This is a genomic window from Bacteroidota bacterium (assembly GCA_016706255.1).
In the GTDB taxonomy this organism is placed as follows: Bacteria; Bacteroidota; Bacteroidia; order Chitinophagales; family BACL12; genus UBA7236.
Genome location: JADJJZ010000001.1, coordinates 23,165 through 47,678, shown reverse-complemented (window position 1 = coordinate 47,678; position 24,514 = coordinate 23,165). Strand labels below are relative to the sequence as shown.

Sequence of the window (24,514 nt, the reverse complement as noted above, 5' to 3'; positions counted from 1 at the left end):
AAATATTATACGCTTGCTGACACTTTTGGTGCTGCAGCTAAAATTTCTGCATTTGCTTTATCAGCGTATTTTTCAAAATTTTTCACAAATTGAGCTGCCAGATTCGACGCTTTTTGGTCGTATGCGGCTTTATCGTTCCAGGTGTTGCGTGGATTCAGAATATCTGCAGGCACATTAGGACAGGTAGCCGGCATTAATAGTCCGAAAATATCATGCGCAACAAATTGAACATTGTCCAATTCGCCGTTTAATGCAGCGGTAATCATAGCGCGGGTATACGACAATTTCATGCGGTGACCGGTACCGTAAGGACCTGCAGTCCAGCCGGTATTAATCAGCCATACATTTACATTGTGTTTGCGCATTTTTTCTCCCAACATTTCAGCATATTTTGTTGGATGTAAGGGGAGGAAAGGAGCACCAAAACAAGTTGAAAATGTTAACTGTGGTTCAGTAACACCTGCTTCTGTTCCGGCAACTTTTGCTGTATAGCCGCTTAAAAACTGATACATTGCCTGACCCGGAGTAAGTTTGCTGATTGGAGGCAATACACCGAATGCATCGCAAGTTAAAAAGAAGATATTTTTTGGCAGACCACCTTTGCTTGGGGTCATAATATTATCGATATATTCGATAGGGTAGCTTACCCTGGTGTTTTCGGTTTTAGTGATATTGGCAAAGTCGACATTGCGTGTTCCCGGGAAAAACTCAATGTTTTCGAGGATAGAACCAAATTTTATCGCATTAAAAATCTGAGGTTCATTTTCTTTGGTCAGGTTCACACATTTAGCATAACATCCGCCTTCGAAGTTGAAAACGCTGTCTTCGGTCCAACCATGTTCATCATCACCAATTAAACGGCGGTTAGGATCAGCAGAAAGTGTTGTTTTTCCGGTTCCTGAAAGTCCGAAAAATACGGCTACATCACCATCCTTACCCACATTTGAAGAGCAGTGCATACTTAAAACGCCCTGTTCCTGCGGTAGCCAGTAGTTGAGTACGGTGAAAATACCTTTTTTCATTTCTCCGGTATAGCCGGTGCCGCCAATCAGGATGATACGTTTAGTGAAATCAATCATGGCAAAATTGGCCTCGCGGGTGCCGTCTTCAGCAGGATTAGCCTGAAAACCCGGTGCATTAACAATAAGCCAGTCCGGATTTTGCGTTTTAATTTCCGCTTCTGAAGGGCGGAGAAACATATTATCGCAAAACAAATTACCCCAAGGGTATTCGTTGATAACTCTGATGTTTAAACGGTATTGAGGTTCTGCGCAGGCATAGTTATCGCGCACCCAAATGTCTTTGTCGCTAAGGTAATTTAATACCTTGTGATATAATTTTTCAAAAACTGCAGGTTCTGTAGGAATGTTGAAGTTATTCCAGTCTACAGTGTTTTCGGTTTTACTGTCTTTAACGGTAAATTTATCTTTAGGAGCACGACCTCTGAATTTTCCGGTGTCTACAACTAAAGCGCCACTATCGGCTAAAACGCCCATTCCACGGGCAATAGTATGTTCAACCAACTCAGCAGGGGTGAGATTCCAATAGGCAGTTGCTTTATGCTGAAGCCCAATACTGCTAAGCGTTGCCGTGGGGTTTTTAAGACCTTGTTCTTTCATAGTATTTATAATAAGGGTTGTTTCAGGTGCAAAGATACGGCAGTGTTTTTTGTGAAAGAAATAACTTAGGTCACCGTTTTGTGCATAAAAAAACGCGGAGTAAATGCTCCGCGTTTGAATTTTAAAACCGCTGTTTTTAATGGGTTATATGAAAAGGAGTTGTAGTTACAGCATCTGAGCTGATTGCAGAAATAAAATATGTGCCTGCAGGTAAACCGGTAAGGTCAATTGTTTGGGTTGTTTTTCCATTATTTTCTTCTGAAAAAATTGTTTGCCCTAATGTATTTACAACCATTATTGAAGAAACAGTTTCTGAAAGTGCAACTTCAAATAAACCTGTTCCGACAGTTGGTGTGATAATTATTGTTTCATCTGATACAAGTCCATCAATACCAACGGTTTCCACATCTTCAATACTAATGGTAAGATTACCCAATAATTCATCATTATATAACGGGTCGTCAGAGGTAATAGTAAATGCAATAATACCTGAATGTAATGGTTCTGAAATACCATCTTCAACAGCATAAACATTTGTTGTAATAGCATCAGGGATAGTTAAACCTGCACTAAAAGTTAGGGTAACCGGCATTCCTGCACCTGCTCCTAAATCTAATTGAATATTTGGGGTAAGGGTTACAAACACATCTGATGTTGGAGCAGAGGTTATTTTAACGTCAAGCGGGAAAACCTCAATACCTTCGGTAATTACCGCACCACCTGACACGCGAATCACGTTGGCTATGTCGTTATCGGTTAATGTTACTTCGAGACTGTCGGCAATAAAATCGTTGATATACATATCTGCACTGCTGAAATCGTACTTTACGTATTCAATAACACTATTTTCGTCTACATAATCATTAGTATTTGCCACAGTATAACTGAAGGTTGCAACTGCACCTAATCCTGTTGGGATATCGATTACAGCAGCTGTACCTAATACACCATTTAATGCAATATCAGCATCCGGATTAATTGTTAATTCAACCGGGTCGGAAACTACTTTATTGATATTAAATTCAATTGTTGTTGCAGCAACACCTTCAGCTAAACTAACGCCGGTATGAGAAACAAATAAACCAAAATCGTTATCTGAAATCATAAACTCGAATGAATCATCAATTAAACCCGCAAACATGCCCCATGTTGGTGCGGAGGTGGTAATTGCAACAGACTGGTTGTAAATATTTTCTACTTCAATGTCTTCAGGAACTGAACATGTAATAATTTGTGGAATTAATGCAGTGGAATCGTTTGGAATAGTAATTATAAATGGTAAACCTTCACCTGCACCACAATTAATGGTTGCATCAGGGACAAATGAAATTTCTAAATCATTTGCCGGAATGGTATTGGCAACAATTGAAATAGTAGCAGTTGCACCACCTTCTTCCAGCCATAAAACTGCAGGATCGGTAACGGTGATATCCGGTGCAACAGTTGTTACATCATATATTATGTATAAAGCGGTATTACTTGTTCCTATAAAATCTATAATATCGTTATCATTAACATAAGCAAAACGACCATAATCCGGTGAAAAAGTATAGTCCGTTGTAAGATATATTCCCGGACCATCTGATAATTTAAAATGTGTTCCGGTTGTATATGATGAAACAATAAAATCTTCAACATTATCCTGATTTACATCCGCCGTTGTTGTGTAGGAAGGCCCATAACCCAAGGATCCAACAGATGAACCATAAGAATTACTAACATAGTCACCATCTATGTTTAATTTAACATTAAAAGTACCTGTATTACAGGTGTATCCGATATCTATTAAACCATTATCGTCAAAATCTTCTGTGTAAACTAATGTTGCAGTTGTGCAACCATGTGTAACTAACATTGTTGAAGGACTAAATGCCAATCCGGGTTCATTTTTAATTACCTGTAAATAAGTATTTGCATATTTACTATGAATAAAATCTAAATCACCATCATTATCATAGTCAGACATATCAGCACCATAAACTGTTCCGGTTGAAAGGGTAGATGAAAAGCTTAAGAGGGCAGTTGGAATTCCGGTATTTAAATATAAAACAAGACTTTTAGCTGAAATATCGTATCCAACAAAATCTAAATCACCATCTTCATCAGCATCTAAAAAATATAACTGACCGTATGCATGGTCACTGAAATTATACATCGTAAAATTGCCGGTGCCATTATTTAAAAAATAATAGGAAATCTGTTCACCACCATAAAAACTTTTAAAACTCGAAACCAGGTCCATGTCGCCATCGTTATCGAGGTCGGCTTCCTGAAAGGCAACAGGGTAGGGGCTTGCATCTATTTTTGGTAAGTGATGCACATTGTCGATTGTATCATTAATTTCATCATAATCTATCCAACCAACAACACCATCATTATTTGCCAGCATAATATCTTCATCACCATCATTATTCACATCGAAATAACGAATTAAATCCATACGTAAATAATTAGATTCTGGAGAAAATTCTGCACTAATTTCATCAGTAACAAAATTGCTTGTGTCTACATATATTTTACCAAGTAATGTAGAAAATAAATCTGATCTGCCATCAAAATTATAATCGTAAAAATAATATTTACCATCACGTTGAGGGATTGAATCATTCAATGTTGTTAAGATTCCAAAACCACCATTATTTTCACGATATTTTAATGAGTAAAAACCTTCAACACCTTCGTCACTTATTACAATAAAATCATCATCACCATCACCGTCTATATCACTAAATGTGGTTTGAACTGCAAAATAAGTTCCAAAAACTGCTGATGGTCCAAATACATTAGTAACAGAATTAAATACTGCCACATCATATCCGGTGTAATAATTATAAACGATATCAGCGAAACCATCATCATTCGTATCAGTAACGATAATATCATTCTGATATTCATCGCTTGATACTGTTAAAGCGGTAAAAGTTCCATTACTATTATTTCTAAAATATTTTATGCAGCAATCATCAAAATAAAGGGTCATATCTGTATCGCCATCCTGATCAAAATCTGCAATTCCTTTTGCCTGTGTTGCGCTGTATGTATCAGGAATAGTTGTGAACGTTGTAAATTCACCATCCACATTTTTTACCCAGCCCAAAGTGCCACCTAAATTTTCTAAAAATATATCCGGCATTAAATCGCCATCTACATCAAAAACACCCATCATAAAATGATAATTACCTATTACAGTATGTTCGGTCCAATTTGTTGAACCATCAGTTGGATTTTCCAGCCATTTGCAATTACTGTATAATGATGAATAGGTAATAATATCATTAAAACCATCCGCATTAATATCTGTAACAACAATTTCACTACTGTAATAATTTGCCATTTCATTTATGGTATAACTATTTTGCCAAAGTGATCCACCATTATTATATTTTATCAAAAAAGTATTGCCCATGTTTTCGATAAATTCATCTGTTCCATCCCCATTAATATCACCGGTTATAATGGAATTAATTGAACCCCCATGGGTTTGAAGAATAATTTGAGTACCAGGAGTTTGTGCCCACATGTAAGTAGCGCAAAAACAACTCAGCAACAGTGTAATTTTGTTTTTCATAATAGGATTATTTGAGTAAAATGTTAATTGATGCTGCAAGATGGAAAGGATAATATACCTGCACAACCCACTTCGCGTGAAATGGTATAAAATCGTTGTGAAATGAAGTAATTAATTAGCAGAGTAAATTTCGAAAAATATTTTTCAACCCTCACGCAACGGTTTTGATAATTTTGCTGTCAGGCTTGATTTTACTGCGTTTCAGACATTACAATACTTTGAATCTTTTACCGGGTAAGTTGGCAATGAGTCCGTAAAACTCGAGGTTAAGTAATACCCCTGCAACTGTTCCCGGTGTTTTTTGTGATTTGAAGGTAAGGTCATCAATACCTATTTCACCGGTATCTTTAATCAGCGAAAAAATAGCATGTTCATCTTCACTTAAATCGTTAAATAAGGATGTTTGTTTAACTGTAGTATTTTCATTTGGATTACGCCATCCTAATACATCCATAACATCATTTCCATTTTCAATAATTGCGGCTCTGTTTGTTTTAATTAAGGCATTACAACCTTTTGAAACCGCACTTGTGGTATTTCCCGGGACTGCCATCACATCTTTATTATATTCATTCGCCAACAGCGCAGTTAACACAGCACCACCATTTTCAGCAGTTTCAACCACAATGAGTCCATCCACCATACCGGCTACAATACGATTCCGTTTCGGGAAATTTTGGCGGTCGGGATTAGTTTGTGAAAGCGATTCTGTTAACAAACCGCCCTGCTGCACCATTTTTTTGGCCGTTTCTTTATGGGCATATGGATAAATCATATCTAACCCATGCGCCAAAACACCAATATTGGGCAAATTGCGTTTAACACAAGCTTTATGCGCAGCAATATCAATTCCGTAGGCGAGTCCGCTCACAAACAAAATATTTTCATTCTTTAATTCCTCAACCAATTGTTCGCACATATGTCTGCCGTATTCGGTTGCTTTGCGGGTGCCGACGATACCAATTGTTTTAGCAGCATTTAAATCGGCATTGCCCGAAAAAAATAAAATGAGCGGGGCGTCGATAAACTGTTTTAGGCGTTTCGGATAATTATTATCGAGGTAGCTGAATCCGGAAATTTTATTTTTTTCAATAAAAGCCATTTCCTCATCCACACGGCCAAAAACTTCGTGATTTACAATGGCTCCGGCTGCAGCTTCACCAATTCCGGGAACTTTGAGCAATTGTGATTTTTTTGTTCTGAAAATCTCTTCTGCACTGCCGCAGTAGCTCAGCAGCGATTTTCCGGTAATAGGTCCGATACCCGGAATAAGGGTTAAAGCAATAAAATGATACATGTTTATTAAGGGCAGGGTTATATATTTGCGTAAACAATTTTTCACAAATCAAATAAGAACATGCGTTATCTGCAAATCATTTTTATAGGTATCTGTTGCTTAAGCGGCTTTGGCTCTGTAAATGCTCAAATTCTTCCTGATCATTTTTCTCGGCCTGCATACAGCTACCGAAGTGAACAAAACCCGTACTACTGGAAAAACAAAAAACCGTTCGATGGTTATTGGCAACAAGATGTACATTATCAGATAAAAGCAGCTATTGATGAAAAAACGGATATTATTGATGGTAAGGTGATTTTAACATATTATAATAATTCGCCCGATGATTTACCATTTGTATATTTTCATTTATATCAGGAAGCATTTCAACCGAATTCATATGTTTCGGAATTAAATCAGGCTAATGCGGTTGATCCTACTTATGGAAAATATGAAGCGCAAGGTTTGGGAACAGAAGTTAGTACGGTGAAAATTATTCAGCGCAACGGCAAAACTGTTAATGAAACTACTGAAATGATACAGGATATTTCGGTGTTGAGAATTAATTTATCTCAGGCAATTAAACCCGGAGAAAGTATCACATTTGAAATTCCATTTAAAACATATTTCGATAGTGGTTCTTTGCGCAGAAGGATGAAAAAATTCCAATCCGGTGATTTTATGCATTATGATGGCGTGCATTGGTATCCGCGCATTTGTGTTTACGACCGCAAATTTGGATGGGATACTGACCAACATTTAGGGAAAGAATTTTATGGCGATTATGGCACATTTGAAGTTGAACTCACCTTTGCTTCAAACTACATTGTTGATGCAACAGGATATTTAGAAAATGAGCAGGACATGATGCCAAAATCGCTGCGTGAAAAACTGGATATAAAAAACTTTGCAGGAAAACCTTGGGAAGAAAAAGCATCTGTTGTAATTCCTTTTGTTGAGGGTGAAAAAAAGACATGGAAATATTATGCAATTAATGTCCACGACTTTGCATTTACCGCCGACCCGAATTATCGTATTGGTGAAGCAATGGCAGTAGTTGACGGGCAAACGGTTCGTGTTGTGGCACTTGCACAGGAAGGCCATGCCGGGTTTTGGCAAAATGCTGCAGATTATACCAAACAAATAATTGAAACTTTTAGTAATGATTTCAGTCCTTATATCTGGCCAAAAATAATTGTTGCTGATGCGCGTGATGGTATGGAATATCCGATGCTTACATTAGATGGTGGTTACGACCCTGCCTATCGCGATTTATTGATTCATGAAGTTGGACATATGTGGTATTTCGGTATGGTTGGTAATAATGAAACTTACCGTGCATCATTGGATGAAGGTTTTACACAGTTTTTAACGGCATGGGGTTATCAGAAAATTGACGGTAAATATCGCGTTGATTTTCCTGAAGAAAATAAATATAAAGCAAAATATCAGGACGCTGATGAAATTATGATGTCGGAAGTATATCTGGCATATTTAGCTGATGCTGCGCGGAATGCAGATATGCCTTTAAATACACATTCCGATATGTTTAATTCAGCTTTGGCACATGGAGGCGGTTATCGACATGTTTATTTTAAAACGGCAACCATGTTGTATAATTTACAATATGTGTTGGGCGATGAATTGTTTTTAGCCGCAATGAAAAATTATACAACAGAGTGGAAATTATGTCACCCGTATTTTGAAGATTTCAGAAATTCAATTATTAATTATACAAATGTAGATTTAAACTGGTTTTTTGACCAATGGCTGGAAACAACAAAAAATATTGATTATGGCATTAAACAGGTGAACAAAGCCGGAACAACTAATATTGACGGACAAACATTACAAATTTATGATATTACCTTCAACAGGAAAGGGCAAATGCAAATGCCAATTGATTTTATCGTAATTCTTGAAAATGGTGATACCTTGAAATATTATATACCCAATACCTGGTTTAATAAAAATGAGCAGGCTGCAGCAACAACAACCGGTCGTTTAGACAGAACCTATTTTCAAAATGTAATCAGCTTGCCGAAATGGTATGGTTGGGATAAATTAAATGAAGAATATGTAGCGAAAATTATCACCACTCAAAAAATAAAAGATGTAATTATTGATCCGAGTTATAGGCTGGCAGATGTAAATTTATTGGATAATAGCTGGAAATGCCCTGTTGAATGGCGTTTCGACAGTAAAGTATATAATATGAAGGATTGGAAACATTATGATATGTTTTGGCGTCCTGAAATATGGGGAAATGCTTACGATGGTTTAAAAATCGGCGGACATATTAATGGAAATTATTTCGGCTATAAACATAAATTGGAATTTACGGCATGGTATAATACCGGTATTGGACAAGGAGCATTATACGATCCTGAGTTTGCTGTATTGCAAGATGATATTTTTGAAGATGTAAGTGATGCATACAACAAATTTAACTTCGACCTCAATTATTCAACTGCCATTGACCGGTTTTTACCGCAAACGGATTTTATTTTAAATTCTGCTGTATTAGATGGTGTATTTAGTTTCGAAACCGGTTTTGAAAAAAAATTGGGCAATAATTTACGCGACAAATTATCGGTTTATGTAAAAGATTTGTATTTCTTTAATACCATGTATTTATATAATAATACGTTTATTGATGAAGCGAAAAATAATTCTGTAAATATTGATTACGAGCACAATTATAATTACTACACCGGCAGTGGTCAGGTGAATATTAAGTTCAGAAGTAATGATTTATTAAGTGATTATAATTTTTCAAGAATTAATCTCGAAGCAATTAACAAAACACGTTTAGGAAAATTTGATTTACGCACCCGATATTTTGCGCAATGGGGAAGTGGAAACGATGTTCCATTTGAATCGTCGCTGATGCTTGCGGGTGGTAATACTGAAGATATGTTGGATAATAAATACACCCGTTCACGCGGATTTTTCCCTGACGAGTGGGTAAATTTTGGTGAAACAACAGGTCATTTTCATTATGGCGGCGGATTAAACCTGCGTGGGTATGCCGGATATCTTGTTGCAGATTCTTCAGCTACAGACGGCACTTTTTATGCATTTTCAGGAATTAGCGGAACGAGTGTGAATGTTGAGTTACAATTTAATCGTCTGTTTAATTTCAAACTGATTAAGTTTATTAAAATGGAGCCTTATTTATTTGCAGATGCAGGTATTATTTCTCCGGATGAAAATTTTGACCGACTGAGTGATATACGCATGGATGCCGGTATTGGAACAGCTTTCACATGGAGTTGGTTCGGACCGCTGGAAACAGTTAAACCAATTACAGTGCGTGTTGATTTACCATTATTTTTAAATCGCACACCATTTGTGGACAGCGATTTTGTGAAATTCAGATATGTTATCGGAATTAACCGCGCTTTTTAGTTGAAAATTAATTGCAACAAAAAGCTTCACTGTTTAACCGGTGAAGCTTTTTTTATTTGACTAAGATTTTATTTAATCCATGGGTAAGTATAACAATGCTTTGTCAATAAACCATTGTTCGGGCATCCATTCAGTAATCGGAAATTTGTAAACAATTTCTTTGAACGGTGCAATTTCCAAATCTAAAAATCCACCCTTCAGCATAATTAATCCGTTTGAATAATCATTAAACGATGCACCACGTTTTATCAGGTTAATGGTCCAATCATATAAAATCATCATATCGGCAACCGCACGTGTAACTACGAAGTCGAATTTTTCGCGAATATCTTCAGCGCGTGCATGTTCAACCGAAACATTTCTCAAACCGAGTGCTTTATAAATAGATTCTACCACTTTCACTTTTTTGTCGATTGAGTCAACAAGATGAAAATGAACTTCCGGAAATAAAATAGCGAGTGGAATGCCTGGAAATCCGCCACCGGTGCCCAGATCCATAACACTGGTGCCTGGAAGAAAATCAATAAATTTTGCAATTGCCATCGAATGCAAAACATGATGTTCGTAAATGTTATCAATATCTTGACGCGATATTACATTCACTTTTTCGTTCCAAAAACGATATTGAGGAGCAACCATTTTCAGTTGGCTCATTTGTTTTGGGTCAAGGTTGGGGAAATACTTTATAATATGGTCCACGAAACAATTTTAGTGAATTTCATGCTGATTTTCAAATTAACGATTTATACACACAAATATTTCGCAGGTATATATGTCAAAAATTGATAACTTTCCCTCAAAATAATTACCTATGGCAATTAGAATGGTTCCGGACGACAATCAACCACAACAGCAACGTAAACTGCCCGGAAGAGGTGGTGGAAACGCAGGTGGCGGCGGTGGAAACATCATTACGATGTTAATCCCTTTATTATTTGGTTTATTCCGCAAAAACCCAAAGGTGGGCTGCCTTGTGCTGATAGTTGGCGGTGCCATTATTTACTTTATGGGAGGCAATTTTCTCAACACCGGTGGGGGTGGCGGAAATATCACCGATTTATTTAATACCGGAGCCAGTTTTGATGCTGCGAAATACGATGCAACTGAAATTTTTGAACCACCAATTGCAGACAATACTAAAAACCCGCTTCCGGAATCAGTTTCCTTACTCAAATATGCACCTGACCGACGCAACCAGGGCTCTCAGGGCAGTTGTGTGGGCTGGGGGAGTGCTTATGCCGCCAGAACCATTCTTGAAGCAGAACGCACCGGACGCGATCCTGACCAATTGGCGTTCAGTCCGGCCTATTTGTACAATCAAATCGGACTGGAAGGTTGCCAGGGTGCCTATATTAACAACGCGATGGAGGTGATGAAAGACCAGGGATTGGTTTCGATTCGTGATTTTCCTTATACTGACCAGGATTGCAGCAAACAACCATCTTCAAGCCAAAAACAACAGGCGAGCCAATACAAAATGACTGGCTTTAACCGCTTAACAGTCGGCGACAGTGAGGGTGTGGGGCAAGAAAAAATTGATCAGCTTGCTATAAAACAAAATCTTGCCCAAGGCGCTCCGGTGGTTATTGGCATGATGGTAGGCGGAACCTTTATGCAGCCGATGATGGGACAAGAAGTTTGGCATCCTACCGATAATGATATGAGTCAGTACGGTTTTGGCGGACACTGTATGTGTGTAATTGGTTATGATGATTTTAAAGAAGGTGGTGCATTTCAAATTATGAACAGTTGGGGACCGGAATGGGGTAAAGATGGTGTTGCCTGGGTCCCTTATAATGTTTTTGATGCTTTTGTGGTTGAGGCTTATGGTGTTTATCCGATGGGTAGTGTAGATAAACCAACCGGAAACAACCTAAATATCCAGTTTGGTTTGGTGGATAATAGTAATCAGCGTAAAATTCCATTATCTCAAAAAGGTAATGGTGTATTTGTAACAAAATCGCCGGTTAAAAAGGGAACAAAATTTAAGGTTGAAGTAACTAATTCAAATGAATGTTATACTTATGTTTTTGCAACCGATGAAAATAGTCAGTGTGCCGTTTTATTCCCTTATACCGAAAAACATTCACCGTATTGTGGAATCACCGGAACACGATTATTTCCAAAAGATTATAGCATGGAAGTAGACAATATTGGTAATAAGGATTACATGGCAATTTTAGTTACCAAACAACCAATCGATTACAAAACAATTAATGCAAACGTAAATAAACAATCAGGTTCTTACGAACAGAAATTACGTACCGTATTAGGTAATACCTTAAAATCGAATATTAGTTTTTCGCAAGGTGAAACAATAGGATTCGACACTTCACTGAGCGGACAGGAAGCTGTGTTAATGATTATTGAAGTAGATAAATAAAAATAAATTACCAATAAAAAAAATACTCAGCCGAAACTGAGTATTTTTTTTATGCTAGAAGTTGAGTTTATTCAATAATTTTTAATTCGTTGATAATATTTGATGCTTGTCCGTATTTATCTATGATAAATAATAAATAATGCATATCTAAACTGATATTTCTACATCTGTCCGGGTCAAATTTAATATCACTCATTGTGCCTTCCCAAACCCTGTCGTAGTTTAATCCAATAAGCTCTCCATTAGCATTAATTACAGGGCTTCCGCTATTTCCGCCGGTGGTATGATTTGTTGCAATAAAAGCAATTGGTAACTCGCCTGCATCGTTACTATACCTCCCAAAATCATTTTTATTTAACAAGGCAATTAAACCTGCAGGTGCATCAAAATCTTCGTTGCCTGGAATATATTTTTCTTCAATACCTGCGTCAGTTGTTTTATATGTATAATATACAGCATCTTTAGCTGTGTAGCCACTCACATTACCGTACGCAACACGCAAGGTTGAATTTGCATCAGGATAAAAATCTCTATCCGGCTCCATCAGTCGTTGCGCCTGCATATATTTACGCATTAGCATATTTATTTTTTCATTTAATGGATTGATGGCAGATTTAAATTGTGCTTCATATTGAGTAGATACTTCAAAATACAATTTATAAGCAGGGTCGTTAAGCAGTTTTTTTGCTTTTTTAACGTTCAAATTTGACAGTGCTTTATTTAATTTTTTCTGGTCGGCAAAAACCGATTTACTAAATACCGCATTTGCCCATGCTGTGTAATTATTTTTATATTTAATTAATTCATTTTTAAAATAAACAGATTGTAACGACGGGTCCACATGTTCAGCATAGAGTTTTAGCATCGTAGAAAATATTTCTTTATCAATACGTGCATCATATTTTTGATAAAAACCATTTGCGTTTGACAATAATGTTGTTGCTTCTTTTTTTACATCTTCATCAGTTACGGTGTCTGTTGCCAGCAAGTTTGCAACTTTTTTATAATTACCTGAAAAGTTGAGTAATTCTACGCCATAAAATGCTTCGGTAGTATAATCGATGAGTTCAGCATATTTTTTATAATCGGTATAAGCAGATTCCATTTCACTTAATAAATTGCGGTAATCTTTACCTTCATGTGTATTTGCCCATTGCTGAAAACGTTTTTCATAAGTTTGTTTTTCGGTAACAGCATCATTTAATTTTAATCCAATCATTTCGCCTTTCCATTTTTTATAGGCATTGGCTAAACCACGAACTTTTGATGCATATTTAAGTGTAACTGTATCGTTGCCTACCATGTATTTATTAATAATTTCCAGTCGCTGGTCACGGCAATTAATTCGGTTCGGATTGGTTGTATTTATCGTAAGGTCTACAGCATAAGATGTTAAATATTCTTGTGTTCTTCCCGGAAAACCATATACCATTGTAAAATCATTTTCCTTTACATCTTTTAATGAAATAGGGAATGCATATCTAGGTTTAAAGGGAATATTATTAGCATCATAATTTGCCGGTTTATTATCTGCACCTGCATATATTCTGAACATGCTGAAATCGCCTGTATGTCGCGGCCAAACCCAGTTGTCCGTCTCGCCCCCAAAATTGCCCACACTTGAAGGCGGCGCACCAACTAACCTAATATCTTTAAACGTTTCAGTCAGGAATAAATAAAATTCATTACCATAAAAAAATGCGCGCACAGTTGCTTCGTAATGTGTGCCTTTTTTATATTGTTTTTCCAGATTAGCAGAGAGTTGTTTGATAGTAGCATTTCTTGTTGCTTCATCCATACTATTATTTAGGTAAGGAACAATACTATCTGTTACATTAAACATGCTGATAATAAATGTAACGGTAAGTCCCGGAGCGGGAATTTCTTCGTCTTTATTTTTTGCCCAAAATCCGTCACGCAAATAATTATTTTCAAGTGAGCTCAGATTATTTATCGATGAAAATCCGCAGTGATGATTGGTTACAATTAATCCTTCATTTGAAATAACCGCACCTGTACATCCACCCCCAAATAACACAACTGCATCTTTCATGCTGCTTTTGTTTACAGAATAGATGTCTTCCGCAGTTAGTTTAAATCCATTTGCACGCATATCGTCAATATTCAATTGCTCCAGTAAAATGGGGAGCCACATACCTTCATCTGCCCTTAAACCAAAACTCGAAAGCAACAATAAACCGGCAATAAAAAATTGTTTCATCAGTAAGTATTTTATTTAAAAATGATTGTCAATTGTTGCGAAGATATTAAAGCGTCACCGAAAAAATGTGATAGTTTGTTAAAATGTGAGAATCCTTGGGTTTAAGGCATTTCGCCTTGTAATAATGTAAAAGGACAATGCTTTTTCCACTAATTTCTTACCTAAAAACCGCTCAGAATTTCAATTTTATTTAATTTTAGGTAAAATTCCACTATGAAACACATAATTACCACCTGCTACCTGCTGATTTCTGCAGGGCTACTGTATAGTCAAACCGCCACCGATCAAAAAAAGGTTTGGCCGGCAATGGAAAATTCACCTAACTATTATGATGTAAAAGCCGGGTTTACGGAATATATCTACAACCTCGAAATGGAAAGTGAATTGTTGGGTATCGAAGCAGAATCTGATGACTTATGGGCGAAATATATGCGTTGGGATTACCTCATGCAATCGAGAGTGAGTCCAAATGGCGAATACCCTAGCCCGGGAGTTATTTTTCGCGAGTTTGATGCCTGGCAAAAAAGTCACCCTAGTACCGCTAACAGCGGTAATCGCGCAGGAAACTGGGAGCCTGTAGGTAATGCAGAAGTACCAACGTCCGGAGGTGCTGTTGGTCGCATTAATGTGATGGTTTTTGACCCGATGGATGCAAATACGATTTACGCCGGCAGTGCAGACGGCGGATTATGGCGCACACCTGACTTAGGCGGTACCTGGATGCCACTGAGTGATAATATACCTGTAACCGGAATTGCCGATATTGCTATTGATCCGACCAACAACGATATCATTTATATTGCAACAGGTGATGGTTATGGCTATGAAGCAACCTGGTATCCTGATCAGGATTTTTGGGGTGGATTGTATTCCGGAGGTGTATTTAAATCTGTTGACCATGGGGCGACCTGGCTGCCAACCGGATTAAGTTATTTACAAGAAGACAAAATTATTATTCAGAAATTATTGATTCATCCTGATAATACTGCCGTTTTACTAGCAGCCACCAGAGCAGGAATTTATCGTACGGATAATGGTGGTGACACATGGACTCTGGTTGAATCTGCACATTGTTACGATATGGCATTTAATGGTGCCGATCCAAATATTATTTATGCTGTTGGCGATAAAGATTTTTTGGTTTCTTTAGATGCAGGTTTAACATGGACTGTTGAAGCAAACGATTTAATCGATGTTGATTCAAGAATGTCGATTGAAACCACTCCGGATGATCCTGATGTTATTTATATTTTCGGACCGGATAGTGAAATTAAAAAAAGTATTAATGGTGGAGATACCTGGATCAATTTGAGTATTCCGGGTTATCTCAATACCTATTATGGTTACTGGGATACAGCATTGGGCGTTTCACCCTTAAATGCAAATTTGGTGTTTTCCGGTGGTGTGGAAATTGTTCGTTCAACAAATGGCGCTTCTTCATGGTCGTTAATTTCTACCTGGGACGGATATGGAGATGATAATTATGTGCATTCAGATACAAAAGGATTTTTATTTGATCCGACAAATGTAAATGTGGTGTATACATGTACTGATGGTGGGATTTATAAAACTACGGATAAAGGAGCAACATGGACAAATATCAGCGCCGGTTTGCGCATTGCTCAAATTTATCGCGTTGCGTCATCTCCTTTACATCCCGATTATGTTTTATGCGGATATCAGGATTGCGGGACTATATTATGGGATGGCTCATCATGGGATCGTGTGCAGAGTGGTGATGGAATGGATGTAGCAATTGATTATACCAACGACAATCGTTTATATGCATCATATCCTTATGGCAAATTAACACGTTCTACCAATTTTGGAGATACATGGACCTACTTAATTAATCCCGGTGAAGGAGGGTGGTTAACACCTTATGAAATGGATCCTGTTAATCATTTAATCATGTATTATGGAACAGAAACCGGCATCATAAAAAAATCGGATGATGGTGGCAGTTCATGGGACGACCATTCAACAACTTTGGGTGGAACCGTTACTGATATTATTGTAGCACCTTCTAATACCAATTATGTTTATGCTTCTGCATTTCAAAATGTTTGTCGCTCGTTTGATGGTGGAATAAACTGGACCAATATAACAGCAGGTTTGCCAACAGCAGGAATTTGTTTTAATTATATGGCAGTTAGTGATAGCGATCCTTCTTTGATTTGGGTAGCCTTAAGTGGCTATAGTGATGGTAATAAAGTGTATTTTTCAAATGATGCAGGTAATACCTGGACAAATATTTCAGGAACCTTACCCAATGTGCCGGTAAATACTATTTTATTTGAAAAAAATTCTACTTCTAACAGATTATATATCGGAACTGATTTTGGTGTGTTTACAAAAGATGATGATGAAGCCGACTGGCAGGCATTTATGTCGGGCTTACCGAATGTGATGGTGCATGAATTAACGTTAAATCCTACCAACAGTAAAATTTATGCTGCAACGTACGGTCGCGGTGTATGGATGTCTGATTATTATGATGTAACAGCACCAACATTATCAATAACTGTTGCCGATTTATCCTTATGTCCGGGTGAAACATTAAATGTTTCGTATTCAGCTTTTGGTGAATATTTACCCGATAATATTTATACAGTGGAATTAAGTGATGCGACAGGTGCATTTATTACACCAACAATAATAGGCAGTTTTATTTCAACCGATTTAACCGGCGTTATCAGTTGCGTAATTCCTGCTGAAATAATAAATGGAACAGCATATAGAATGCGTGTAAAAAGTAGTTCACCCGTTGTTATGAGTATTGACAATGGCAGTGATATTAGTATTATTTGCGATAAACCTTCATTGCCTGTAACAGCAATAGTGACTGCCACTTCAGCCAATTTGCAATGGAGTGGTTCAGCATGTGCAGCAGCGTATGAAGTGCAATATAAACCAATACTTGATGCAACATGGTTAACAACAACAACAACTTCAACATTTACAACAGTAATAGGTTTAACACCTGCAACCAATTATGAATGGACAGTTAAAACAATTTGTTCTGAATTGCCCTATGTTACAACTGAAAATGCAGATACTATAACATTTATTACTGCTACAAATAGTGGTATTTTACCTTTAGGATTATCATCGTTATTAATTTCACCAAATCCACTTACCAGTCAAAGTAATCTTGAATTTGAATTACTAAATCCGGTAGTGTTACAAATTACTTTAGTAGATATTTCAGGTAAAGCAATACGCAACATTTTTAATGGCAATTTAAATGCCGGTCCACATCAATTTATAATTGAAAAAAACGATTTGAGTGCAGGTATATATTCCATTAATTTTAAATCGGATAATGCAGTTTATGCTGTTCCTTTAGTAATTGAGTAATCGGAGCAGATTTGTAAACTATATTCGTTTTCGGCTGTTTTAGTGAAAATTTGGTGGCCTGATATCCTGTTAATAACTATTGGGCAACTTTTAACATTTGTTCAGAAATATGTCATTTTGGAACGACATACTTTCTAAACCCGTTTTTTCAGATTAACTTTAGTAAAATTTTTATATTTCAAACATGAAAAAAATCTATTCCTTACTCCTCACCCTTGCTACCACACAGTTTCTCTTTGCTCAGGCACCGCCTCAGGTGAAGAAAGACAAACCTGTATTACAAAATTCACCCAACTATTACACCGTTCGTGAAAACTACCTCAACTACCTGAATTCGTTGGAGGTGGAGAGTGGTTTGTTGGGACTGGAAATTGAATCTGACGACTTGCGTTCCAAGTTCAATCGCTGGGATTATATGATGAAAACCCGTGTTGATGAAAATGGTAACTACCCGTTACCTGGTATTTTATTTAAGGAATATGACAATTATCTCAAGACACATCCTTCCGGATTTGCTGCGGGTGAAAGAGCTGCCAACTGGACACCGGTTGGAACGGCAGAAGTGCCCGGATCAGGTGGGGGAGTAGGTCGCGTGAATGTGATTATGATTGACCCTGTTGACGAAAATACCCTTTATGCAGGAACTGCAGGCGGCGGCTTATGGCGTTCACCGGACCTTGGTGGAACATGGGTGCCACTTACCGATAATATTCCGGTAACCGGCATTGCCGACGTTGCCGTAGACCCGACAAACAATGATATCATTTATATCGCAACAGGTGATGGTTACGGTTATGAAGCTACCTGGCAAGCGGATCAGGATTTTTGGGGCGGTGTTTACTCTGCCGGCGTTTTAAAATCTGTGGATGGCGGTTTAACCTGGTTACCTACCGGTTTGAGTTATATACAATCTGACCTGTTAATCATACAACGTTTAATTGTGCATCCTGAAAACACCAATATATTATTGGCTGCTACAAGAGATGGCATTTTCAGAACTACCGATGGGGGAGATACCTGGTCAAGTGTATCTGCAGCACATTGTTACGATTTTGCATTTAAAACAACAGATAATAATACAATTTATGCTGTCGGCGACAGAGATGTTTTGGTTTCAGACAATGCAGGGTCAACCTGGACTGTTTTGGAAGATAATCTTTATGGAACAGATGACAGGATGTCGATTGAAACTACTGCTGACAATCCAAACGTAATTTATGTGTTTGGGCCTGATGCACAAATTAAAAAAAGTTCTGATGGTGGTGGCACCTGGACCAGCAATACTATTGGCGGCGGAACCAATTCTTATTATGGATATTACGATAACGTATTAGGTGTTTCACCTGTTAATGAAGCACTTGTGTTTACAGGTGGACTTGATATAGCCCGTTCTACAAACAGTGGTTCATCTTGGTCCAGAAAATCGGATTGGTCAGGCTGGGGCGGCAGCGATTATGTGCATGCCGACCAAAAAGGATTAACCTGCGACCCGCAAAATGAAAATGTGGTGTATGCTTGTAATGATGGTGGTGTGTTCAAATCAACTGATAAAGGTGAAACCTGGACAGACATCAGTGAAGGCCTGAAAGTGGCTCAGATTTACCGTATTTCTCCGGCTTTTACCGTTAATGATATGGTTTTAGGCGGATGGCAGGATAATGGATGTAATTTGTGGGATGGCAGCGAATGGGAACGCGTTCAAGGTGGCGATGGTATGGGCGTTATAATCGACTATACTGATGAAGACCGCATGTATGCTTCTTATCAGTATGGTTATGTTTCACGGACAACCAATGGTGGTCTTTCCTGGACTGATTTACCTGTAGCCGGCGGCGGATGGCTTACGCCTTTCGTTATGGACCCTGTTGATCATCTTACCATGTATTATGGTACATCATCCGGTTCAATTCAAAAATCTACCAATGGCGGAACTTCATGGTCAACTTCTGCTGCCGGATTATCCGGAGAAGTTTTTGAAATTGCCGTTGCACCTTCTAATACCAATTATGTTTATGCTTGTGCTTTACAACGTATAAAAGTTTCAACCGACGGTGGTATTAACTGGACGAATATAACTTCTGGTTTACCTACAGGTGGAATCGGATTTAATTTTATTGCTGTCAGCGATGAAAATCCGGAACATGTTTATGTTGCTTTAAGTGGTTATGATGATGGCAATAAAGTATATTTTTCAAGTAATGGCGGTAGCACATGGACAAATATTTCCGGCAGCTTACCAAACGTTCCGGTAAATACCATTGTTTATGAAAATGTGAGCGAAACAAATCGGTTATATGTAGGTACCGATTTAGGTGTATTTACATGGATGATATTTCAGGCGATTGGGAACCTTATATGACCGGTTTACCAAATGTAATGGTACATGAATTGGAAATTGATTATGCTGAATATAAAATATACGCAGCAACATATGGCCGCAGTGTATGGAAAAGCGATTTATATGATTACATCGCACCTTCATTAAATATAAATGTTCCTGAACTGGTTTATTGTCCTGATGAAGATTTAAATGTGTCGTATTCTGCAACCGGAACTTACAATCCGGGTAACATATTTACGATTCAATTAAGTGATGAAACAGGCAGTTTTGCTGGATCGGTTGACATTGGCAGTCTCGCAACTACTGCTCTAACAGGTGTTGTAGCTTGCACCATTCCTGCAACAACCGTAAATGGAACAAATTACAGAATGCGTGCTGTTGCTTTTGATCCTGATTTCACATTAGTTGGAACAGACAACGGTGCAAATATTACTATCACTTGCAGCAAACCGGTTTCAATTACAACCGGGACTCGAACTAACTTTATTCGCCTTTACCTTATTTTACTAAATATACTGACAATCAGTAAATTATGAAATTTAATTGCCTTTTCATTAAGTAGTTTTAATTGCTTTTTACCTATATTTGCTCGACAAATGCTCGACAACTATGAAAACGATTAAAGTTATTACTAAAGGTAAAAGCACAAAAGCAGATGGCACTACGCCAATTTATTTTCAATTCTCCTATGACCGTACAAAACGAACTTTGCTCAATACCGGAAAGAGTGTTGAGCCTGCTTATTGGGATGGCGAAAAGGGAAGGGTAAAGCGATCTCATCCAAACGCTGAGGCAATTAATAAATTTGTAAATACCTTGAAGCTGAGGCTAGAAACAATTATTGATGATGCAATTCTCAATAAGGTTGATGCTACCATTCCATTTGTTATTGAAAAATTTCACACCGAGGTATTAACTGAAACGCCAAAAGGTTACGGATTTTATGAGGTTTTTGACCGTTATGTAGATACTGCACGTTCAAGGGTTAGTGCCGGGTTAATTACTGATTATAACGCACTGAAGCGACATTTAATGGAATTTGAGGCCTTTAGTAAAACCAAGGTAACATTTACAACCATTACAAAGGCTGAAACCTATGATAATTTTAATGATTACCTGCGTATTAATGCGAAAAACGCTAACGGTGGTAGTGGTCTAAAGCCAAACTCAGTTGGGAAACAAGACAAGAACCTAAAAACCTTCCTCAACAACTGCATGCGCCGGGAAATTATTCCGTTTATTGATTTATCCTTTATGAAGAAAATGGGAGAGAAGACTTTTAATGTATATCTCGAGGAAGAGGAACTGGATACACTGATTAAATTCGACCTAAGTAACAAACCGGAAAAAGAAATTATACGCGACCTGTTTATGATTGGCTGCGAAACCGGGCTGCGGTTTTCCGATTATTCCCGATTAACAAAAGATCATCTCAGCGACAAAATGATACGAATTACTACCTTAAAAACACAGGACAGGGTTGTTATTCCAATTTCAGAACGTCTACGAACAGTTTTAAGCAAATATGAGGATTATGGTGTTTTCCAAATCACCAATCAATACTTTAACAGGCAAATTAAGGAAATAATGAAACTTGCGGGGTTTACATCACAAGTGGTAGTCCCTGCTAAAAAGGGAACGAAAACAACGGAAGCGGTATACGAAAAATGGGAAATGATTGCTTCGCACACATGTAGACGTTCTTTTTGTACAAATCAATTTTTGAGAGGTGTTCCACCTATTCTAATCCGGAAAATAAGTGGTCATAAGACTGAGAAAGCGTTTTTGGAGTATATAAAGGTGGATCAGGAGTTAGGAGCGAAGGAGATGATAAAGTATTGGGACTTATCAGCTAATATTCCTATTCAAGCACAGTAGCCAGTGACCTTCTAGTTCTTTAACTATCTTTTTATTATCTTAGCGGTCAAATGTTTTGCAATTAATCACTAATATTTTAGCAATAGATATAATCATATTTATTTTAAAAAAATGAATTCATACGAAAAATCTTAAAAGTGCTTTTTTTTATCATTGGACTGTTTTATTTTGTTTTAATTCTTTAGAGTCAAGTCCCCGGTTATGTGCCAATTGCAGGTCTGGTTTCTTGGTATCCGTTTAATGGCAATGCTAACGATGAAAGCATTAATGATAATAATGGAATTGTTTATGGCGCAAACCTTGTTAACGATCGAAACGGTGTATCCAATAGTGCCTACAGTTGTGATGGGGTTGACGATTTTATTAGCCTCGCAGGTAACGAAGAAATAACTAATGATTTTTCTATTAGTTTTTGGTTTAACCCGCAAAGTGCTGATCCGGGCTATTTAATTGATAGAGATTTTGCGGCACGGACAACGATTGGTCTATATACTACTCTGAGAACAAATTGAATATAAGATATGGTATGACAGGTGCGGACTATTTTATTATTCCTGACGATATAAATGAAGTTGGCAACTGGTTTCATATTGTAATTGTGCGTAATGAAAGTATAGGCAAATTAATATATTATTTGAACGGTTCTGTATTAGATCAAATTGATTACCCAGCTGGTGCATATACCAACACGGGACTACCGATTTTAATAGGTGAAAGTAACTGTTTGCCTGATATTAATGCCAATTTCAATGGTTTCATTGATGATATTGGGATATGGGAGAGACCGCTTTCGAATTTAGAAGTAAACCAACTATACCTAAGTTGTGACCTTGAGATTACTGAAAGCCCAATTGATCTGGAATCTTCAGTTGGTGCTGACGTCCAGTTCACATGTGCCTCAAATGATCCGGAAGGGACCTTCCAATGGGAATCAGATATGGGATTTGGATTTGTTCTACTATCAGATGCCGGTAAATACTTTGGTGTAAATAATGACACTTTGATAGTTACAAGTGTTACCATGGCGAATAATAATCAGAAGTTTCGTTGCGTGATATATTCTATGACTTGCAACGACACTACAGAGGCGGCCCTTTTGTCGGTCGTGACAGGGACGAGTGCAAATAATATAATTACTGAGGATTATTTCAGTTTATATCCTAACCCTGTTTACAATGGTCAATTGACAATCAGAGGGGATTTAGGCGCACAATTTGATGCAGTGTTAATTGATAATTATGGTGCTATGGTTAGAGCTTTTAATGGGTTGTCGGGAAACACAGTGTTGAACTTAGAAAACATTCAACCAGGAATGTATATCATTAGGTTTCAGTCGTCTGGTATAAATATCACAAAGTCAATAATTATAGCTCAATAGTTTTTCTATTATCTTGCCATGCAATCTAGCGACTAATAAGTTTATTTGATCAGATTTCAACACAAGCCTGAAGGTTGTCATTTCGCACCATTCAGCTTTTGAAGGGTATTGCTGTATCTACTAATTAGAAAAATTAGTGGACATAAGACCGAAAAGGCCTTTTTGGAGTATATTAAAGTGGATGAGAGATGGCGGCAGGAGAGATGATGAAGTATTGGGAGAAAATGGCGATTTCTGACCTATGAGTTATTGATTTAATTAGTCCAGTAGTAAGAATATATAAACATAAAATCAAATTTGATCCGAGGTTTTTTTAATTTTTCTTTAATACTATTTACAATGCTATCCTTAGTTTCTAAATTGTGTTTTTCATTTTGTCGATAATATTTTAATGATTGGTAGGTTATTGAAATTAAACGGTATTCATCTGAATAATTATTATTTGTCCGAGTTGTATATTTATATGTAAGAATTTCAATGTGTTTTCCAGCACTTTCGTAGGTATAGATTTTTTTTGTACATTTTATAGGACTAGGTTTAAATCCCTCATCAACATTGCTTGAGTTTTTTAAATCACTAATTGTATGCCAATCTTCAGTTTCAACACGTACCGCCGGTTTACCATATTTTGAATTATATAAATTTATCAGCTTGGTTACTTTATTTGAATCAAAGTAAAAAATGGTTTCCTTATTAAAGTCTCTCATCAAAGTTAAGTCTTCGCTGGCCTTATTTGCAATCTTGTCCCCGATAAGGGTCAAGGTAATTAAATTTAGTTTTTCATTTGGTTCATTGGAGAATTGTCCATCTATTTCAGAAGAAAAATAATCATTTTCATCAGTGCCTAAATAAAAGTTATAACAGTTCTTATTAATAATTCCGGAATCTTCGAGGTTTTGAGTTGTTATTGCAAATTGTTGCTTATTTATTCCATGTATATAGGATAAGAATATAGTATCTTTTTCTAATGAAATAGATGGACTAACCTTAATTATGCTCCGTTCATCTGAAGGATTGACAGACTCCTTGTTATCACTACATGATATTGTAAACAAAATTGAACAAAAACAGCACAGTAT

The 24,514-nt window shown here is 37.2% G+C and carries 14 protein-coding genes; 8 read left to right on the top strand and 6 right to left on the bottom strand.

The window, feature by feature from the left end:
• Positions 1-5 precede the first annotated feature (5 nt).
• From pckA to dprA, 3 genes are all read right to left on the bottom strand, one after another.
• Positions 6-1,619, bottom strand: coding sequence for a phosphoenolpyruvate carboxykinase (ATP) (gene pckA, locus IPI65_00185; GenBank protein ID MBK7439979.1), 1,614 nt, complete (start codon positions 1,617-1,619; stop codon positions 6-8).
• A gap of 136 nt (positions 1,620-1,755) precedes the next feature.
• Positions 1,756-5,187, bottom strand: coding sequence for a T9SS type A sorting domain-containing protein (locus tag IPI65_00180; GenBank protein ID MBK7439978.1), 3,432 nt, complete (start codon positions 5,185-5,187; stop codon positions 1,756-1,758).
• A gap of 208 nt (positions 5,188-5,395) precedes the next feature.
• Positions 5,396-6,484 carry a DNA-protecting protein DprA gene (gene dprA, locus IPI65_00175; GenBank protein ID MBK7439977.1) on the bottom strand — a complete coding sequence of 363 codons (1,089 nt, stop codon included), beginning with the start codon at positions 6,482-6,484 and terminating at the stop codon, positions 5,396-5,398.
• A 60-nt stretch (positions 6,485-6,544) separates the two neighbouring features.
• On the opposite strand from dprA, the gene IPI65_00170 reads away from it, so the two are divergent.
• Positions 6,545-9,874, top strand: coding sequence for a M1 family peptidase (locus IPI65_00170; protein MBK7439976.1), 3,330 nt, complete (start codon positions 6,545-6,547; stop codon positions 9,872-9,874).
• 72 nt (positions 9,875-9,946) lie between these two features.
• Here the strand turns inward: IPI65_00170 and rsmG are convergent, their stop codons facing one another.
• Positions 9,947-10,573 (bottom strand): 16S rRNA (guanine(527)-N(7))-methyltransferase RsmG, encoded by a 627-nt coding sequence (gene rsmG, locus IPI65_00165; protein MBK7439975.1) that lies wholly within the window; start codon positions 10,571-10,573, stop codon positions 9,947-9,949.
• A gap of 112 nt (positions 10,574-10,685) precedes the next feature.
• Here rsmG and IPI65_00160 point away from each other — a divergent pair, with 112 nt between their 5' ends.
• The gene (locus IPI65_00160) at positions 10,686-12,257 is read left to right on the top strand and encodes a peptidase C1 (GenBank protein ID MBK7439974.1); all 1,572 of its coding nucleotides are present in this window, start codon (positions 10,686-10,688) and stop codon (positions 12,255-12,257) included.
• A gap of 67 nt (positions 12,258-12,324) precedes the next feature.
• Here IPI65_00160 and IPI65_00155 read toward each other — a convergent pair whose 3' ends face one another.
• Positions 12,325-14,478 (bottom strand): S46 family peptidase, encoded by a 2,154-nt coding sequence (locus IPI65_00155; protein MBK7439973.1) that lies wholly within the window; start codon positions 14,476-14,478, stop codon positions 12,325-12,327.
• A gap of 213 nt (positions 14,479-14,691) precedes the next feature.
• Between IPI65_00155 and IPI65_00150 the strand changes: the two genes are divergently transcribed.
• The 6 genes from IPI65_00150 (at position 14,692) to IPI65_00125 (ending at position 23,435) form a co-directional block, all read left to right on the top strand.
• Positions 14,692-17,838, top strand: coding sequence for a T9SS type A sorting domain-containing protein (locus IPI65_00150; protein MBK7439972.1), 3,147 nt, complete (start codon positions 14,692-14,694; stop codon positions 17,836-17,838).
• Positions 17,839-18,022: 184 nt separating this feature from the next.
• On the top strand, positions 18,023-20,197 hold the full coding sequence (locus tag IPI65_00145) for a hypothetical protein (protein MBK7439971.1): 2,175 nt from the start codon (positions 18,023-18,025) through the stop codon (positions 20,195-20,197).
• Positions 20,161-20,715: a hypothetical protein gene (locus IPI65_00140; GenBank protein MBK7439970.1), complete on the top strand. Its 555-nt coding sequence runs from the start codon at positions 20,161-20,163 to the stop codon at positions 20,713-20,715. The genes IPI65_00145 and IPI65_00140 overlap by 37 nt, the downstream gene beginning before the upstream one ends.
• 73 nt (positions 20,716-20,788) lie before the next feature.
• Positions 20,789-22,057, top strand: coding sequence for a site-specific integrase (locus tag IPI65_00135; GenBank protein ID MBK7439969.1), 1,269 nt, complete (start codon positions 20,789-20,791; stop codon positions 22,055-22,057).
• A 203-nt stretch (positions 22,058-22,260) separates the two neighbouring features.
• Entirely contained in the window at positions 22,261-22,569 is a 309-nt protein-coding gene (locus tag IPI65_00130; protein ID MBK7439968.1) for a hypothetical protein, read from the top strand.
• On the top strand, positions 22,566-23,435 hold the full coding sequence (locus IPI65_00125) for a T9SS type A sorting domain-containing protein (GenBank protein MBK7439967.1): 870 nt from the start codon (positions 22,566-22,568) through the stop codon (positions 23,433-23,435). Before IPI65_00130 ends, IPI65_00125 begins: the two co-directional genes overlap by 4 nt.
• 254 nt (positions 23,436-23,689) lie before the next feature.
• Here the strand turns inward: IPI65_00125 and IPI65_00120 are convergent, their stop codons facing one another.
• Entirely contained in the window at positions 23,690-24,490 is an 801-nt protein-coding gene (locus IPI65_00120) for a hypothetical protein (GenBank protein ID MBK7439966.1), read from the bottom strand.
• Positions 24,491-24,514: the final 24 nt, after the last annotated feature.

Excerpts from the sequence above, each read along its gene's own strand:
- pckA (MBK7439979.1), bottom strand. The coding sequence starts at position 1,619 with ATGAAAGAACAAGGTCTTAAAAACCCCACGGCAACGCTTAGCAGTATT.
- IPI65_00180 (MBK7439978.1), bottom strand. The coding sequence starts at position 5,187 with ATGAAAAACAAAATTACACTGTTGCTGAGTTGTTTTTGCGCTACTTAC.
- dprA (MBK7439977.1), bottom strand. The coding sequence starts at position 6,484 with ATGTATCATTTTATTGCTTTAACCCTTATTCCGGGTATCGGACCTATT.
- IPI65_00170 (MBK7439976.1), top strand. The coding sequence starts at position 6,545 with ATGCGTTATCTGCAAATCATTTTTATAGGTATCTGTTGCTTAAGCGGC.
- IPI65_00160 (MBK7439974.1), top strand. The coding sequence starts at position 10,686 with ATGGCAATTAGAATGGTTCCGGACGACAATCAACCACAACAGCAACGT.
- IPI65_00155 (MBK7439973.1), bottom strand. The coding sequence starts at position 14,478 with ATGAAACAATTTTTTATTGCCGGTTTATTGTTGCTTTCGAGTTTTGGT.
- IPI65_00150 (MBK7439972.1), top strand. The coding sequence starts at position 14,692 with ATGAAACACATAATTACCACCTGCTACCTGCTGATTTCTGCAGGGCTA.
- IPI65_00145 (MBK7439971.1), top strand. The coding sequence starts at position 18,023 with ATGAAAAAAATCTATTCCTTACTCCTCACCCTTGCTACCACACAGTTT.
- IPI65_00140 (MBK7439970.1), top strand. The coding sequence starts at position 20,161 with ATGGATGATATTTCAGGCGATTGGGAACCTTATATGACCGGTTTACCA.
- IPI65_00135 (MBK7439969.1), top strand. The coding sequence starts at position 20,789 with ATGAAAACGATTAAAGTTATTACTAAAGGTAAAAGCACAAAAGCAGAT.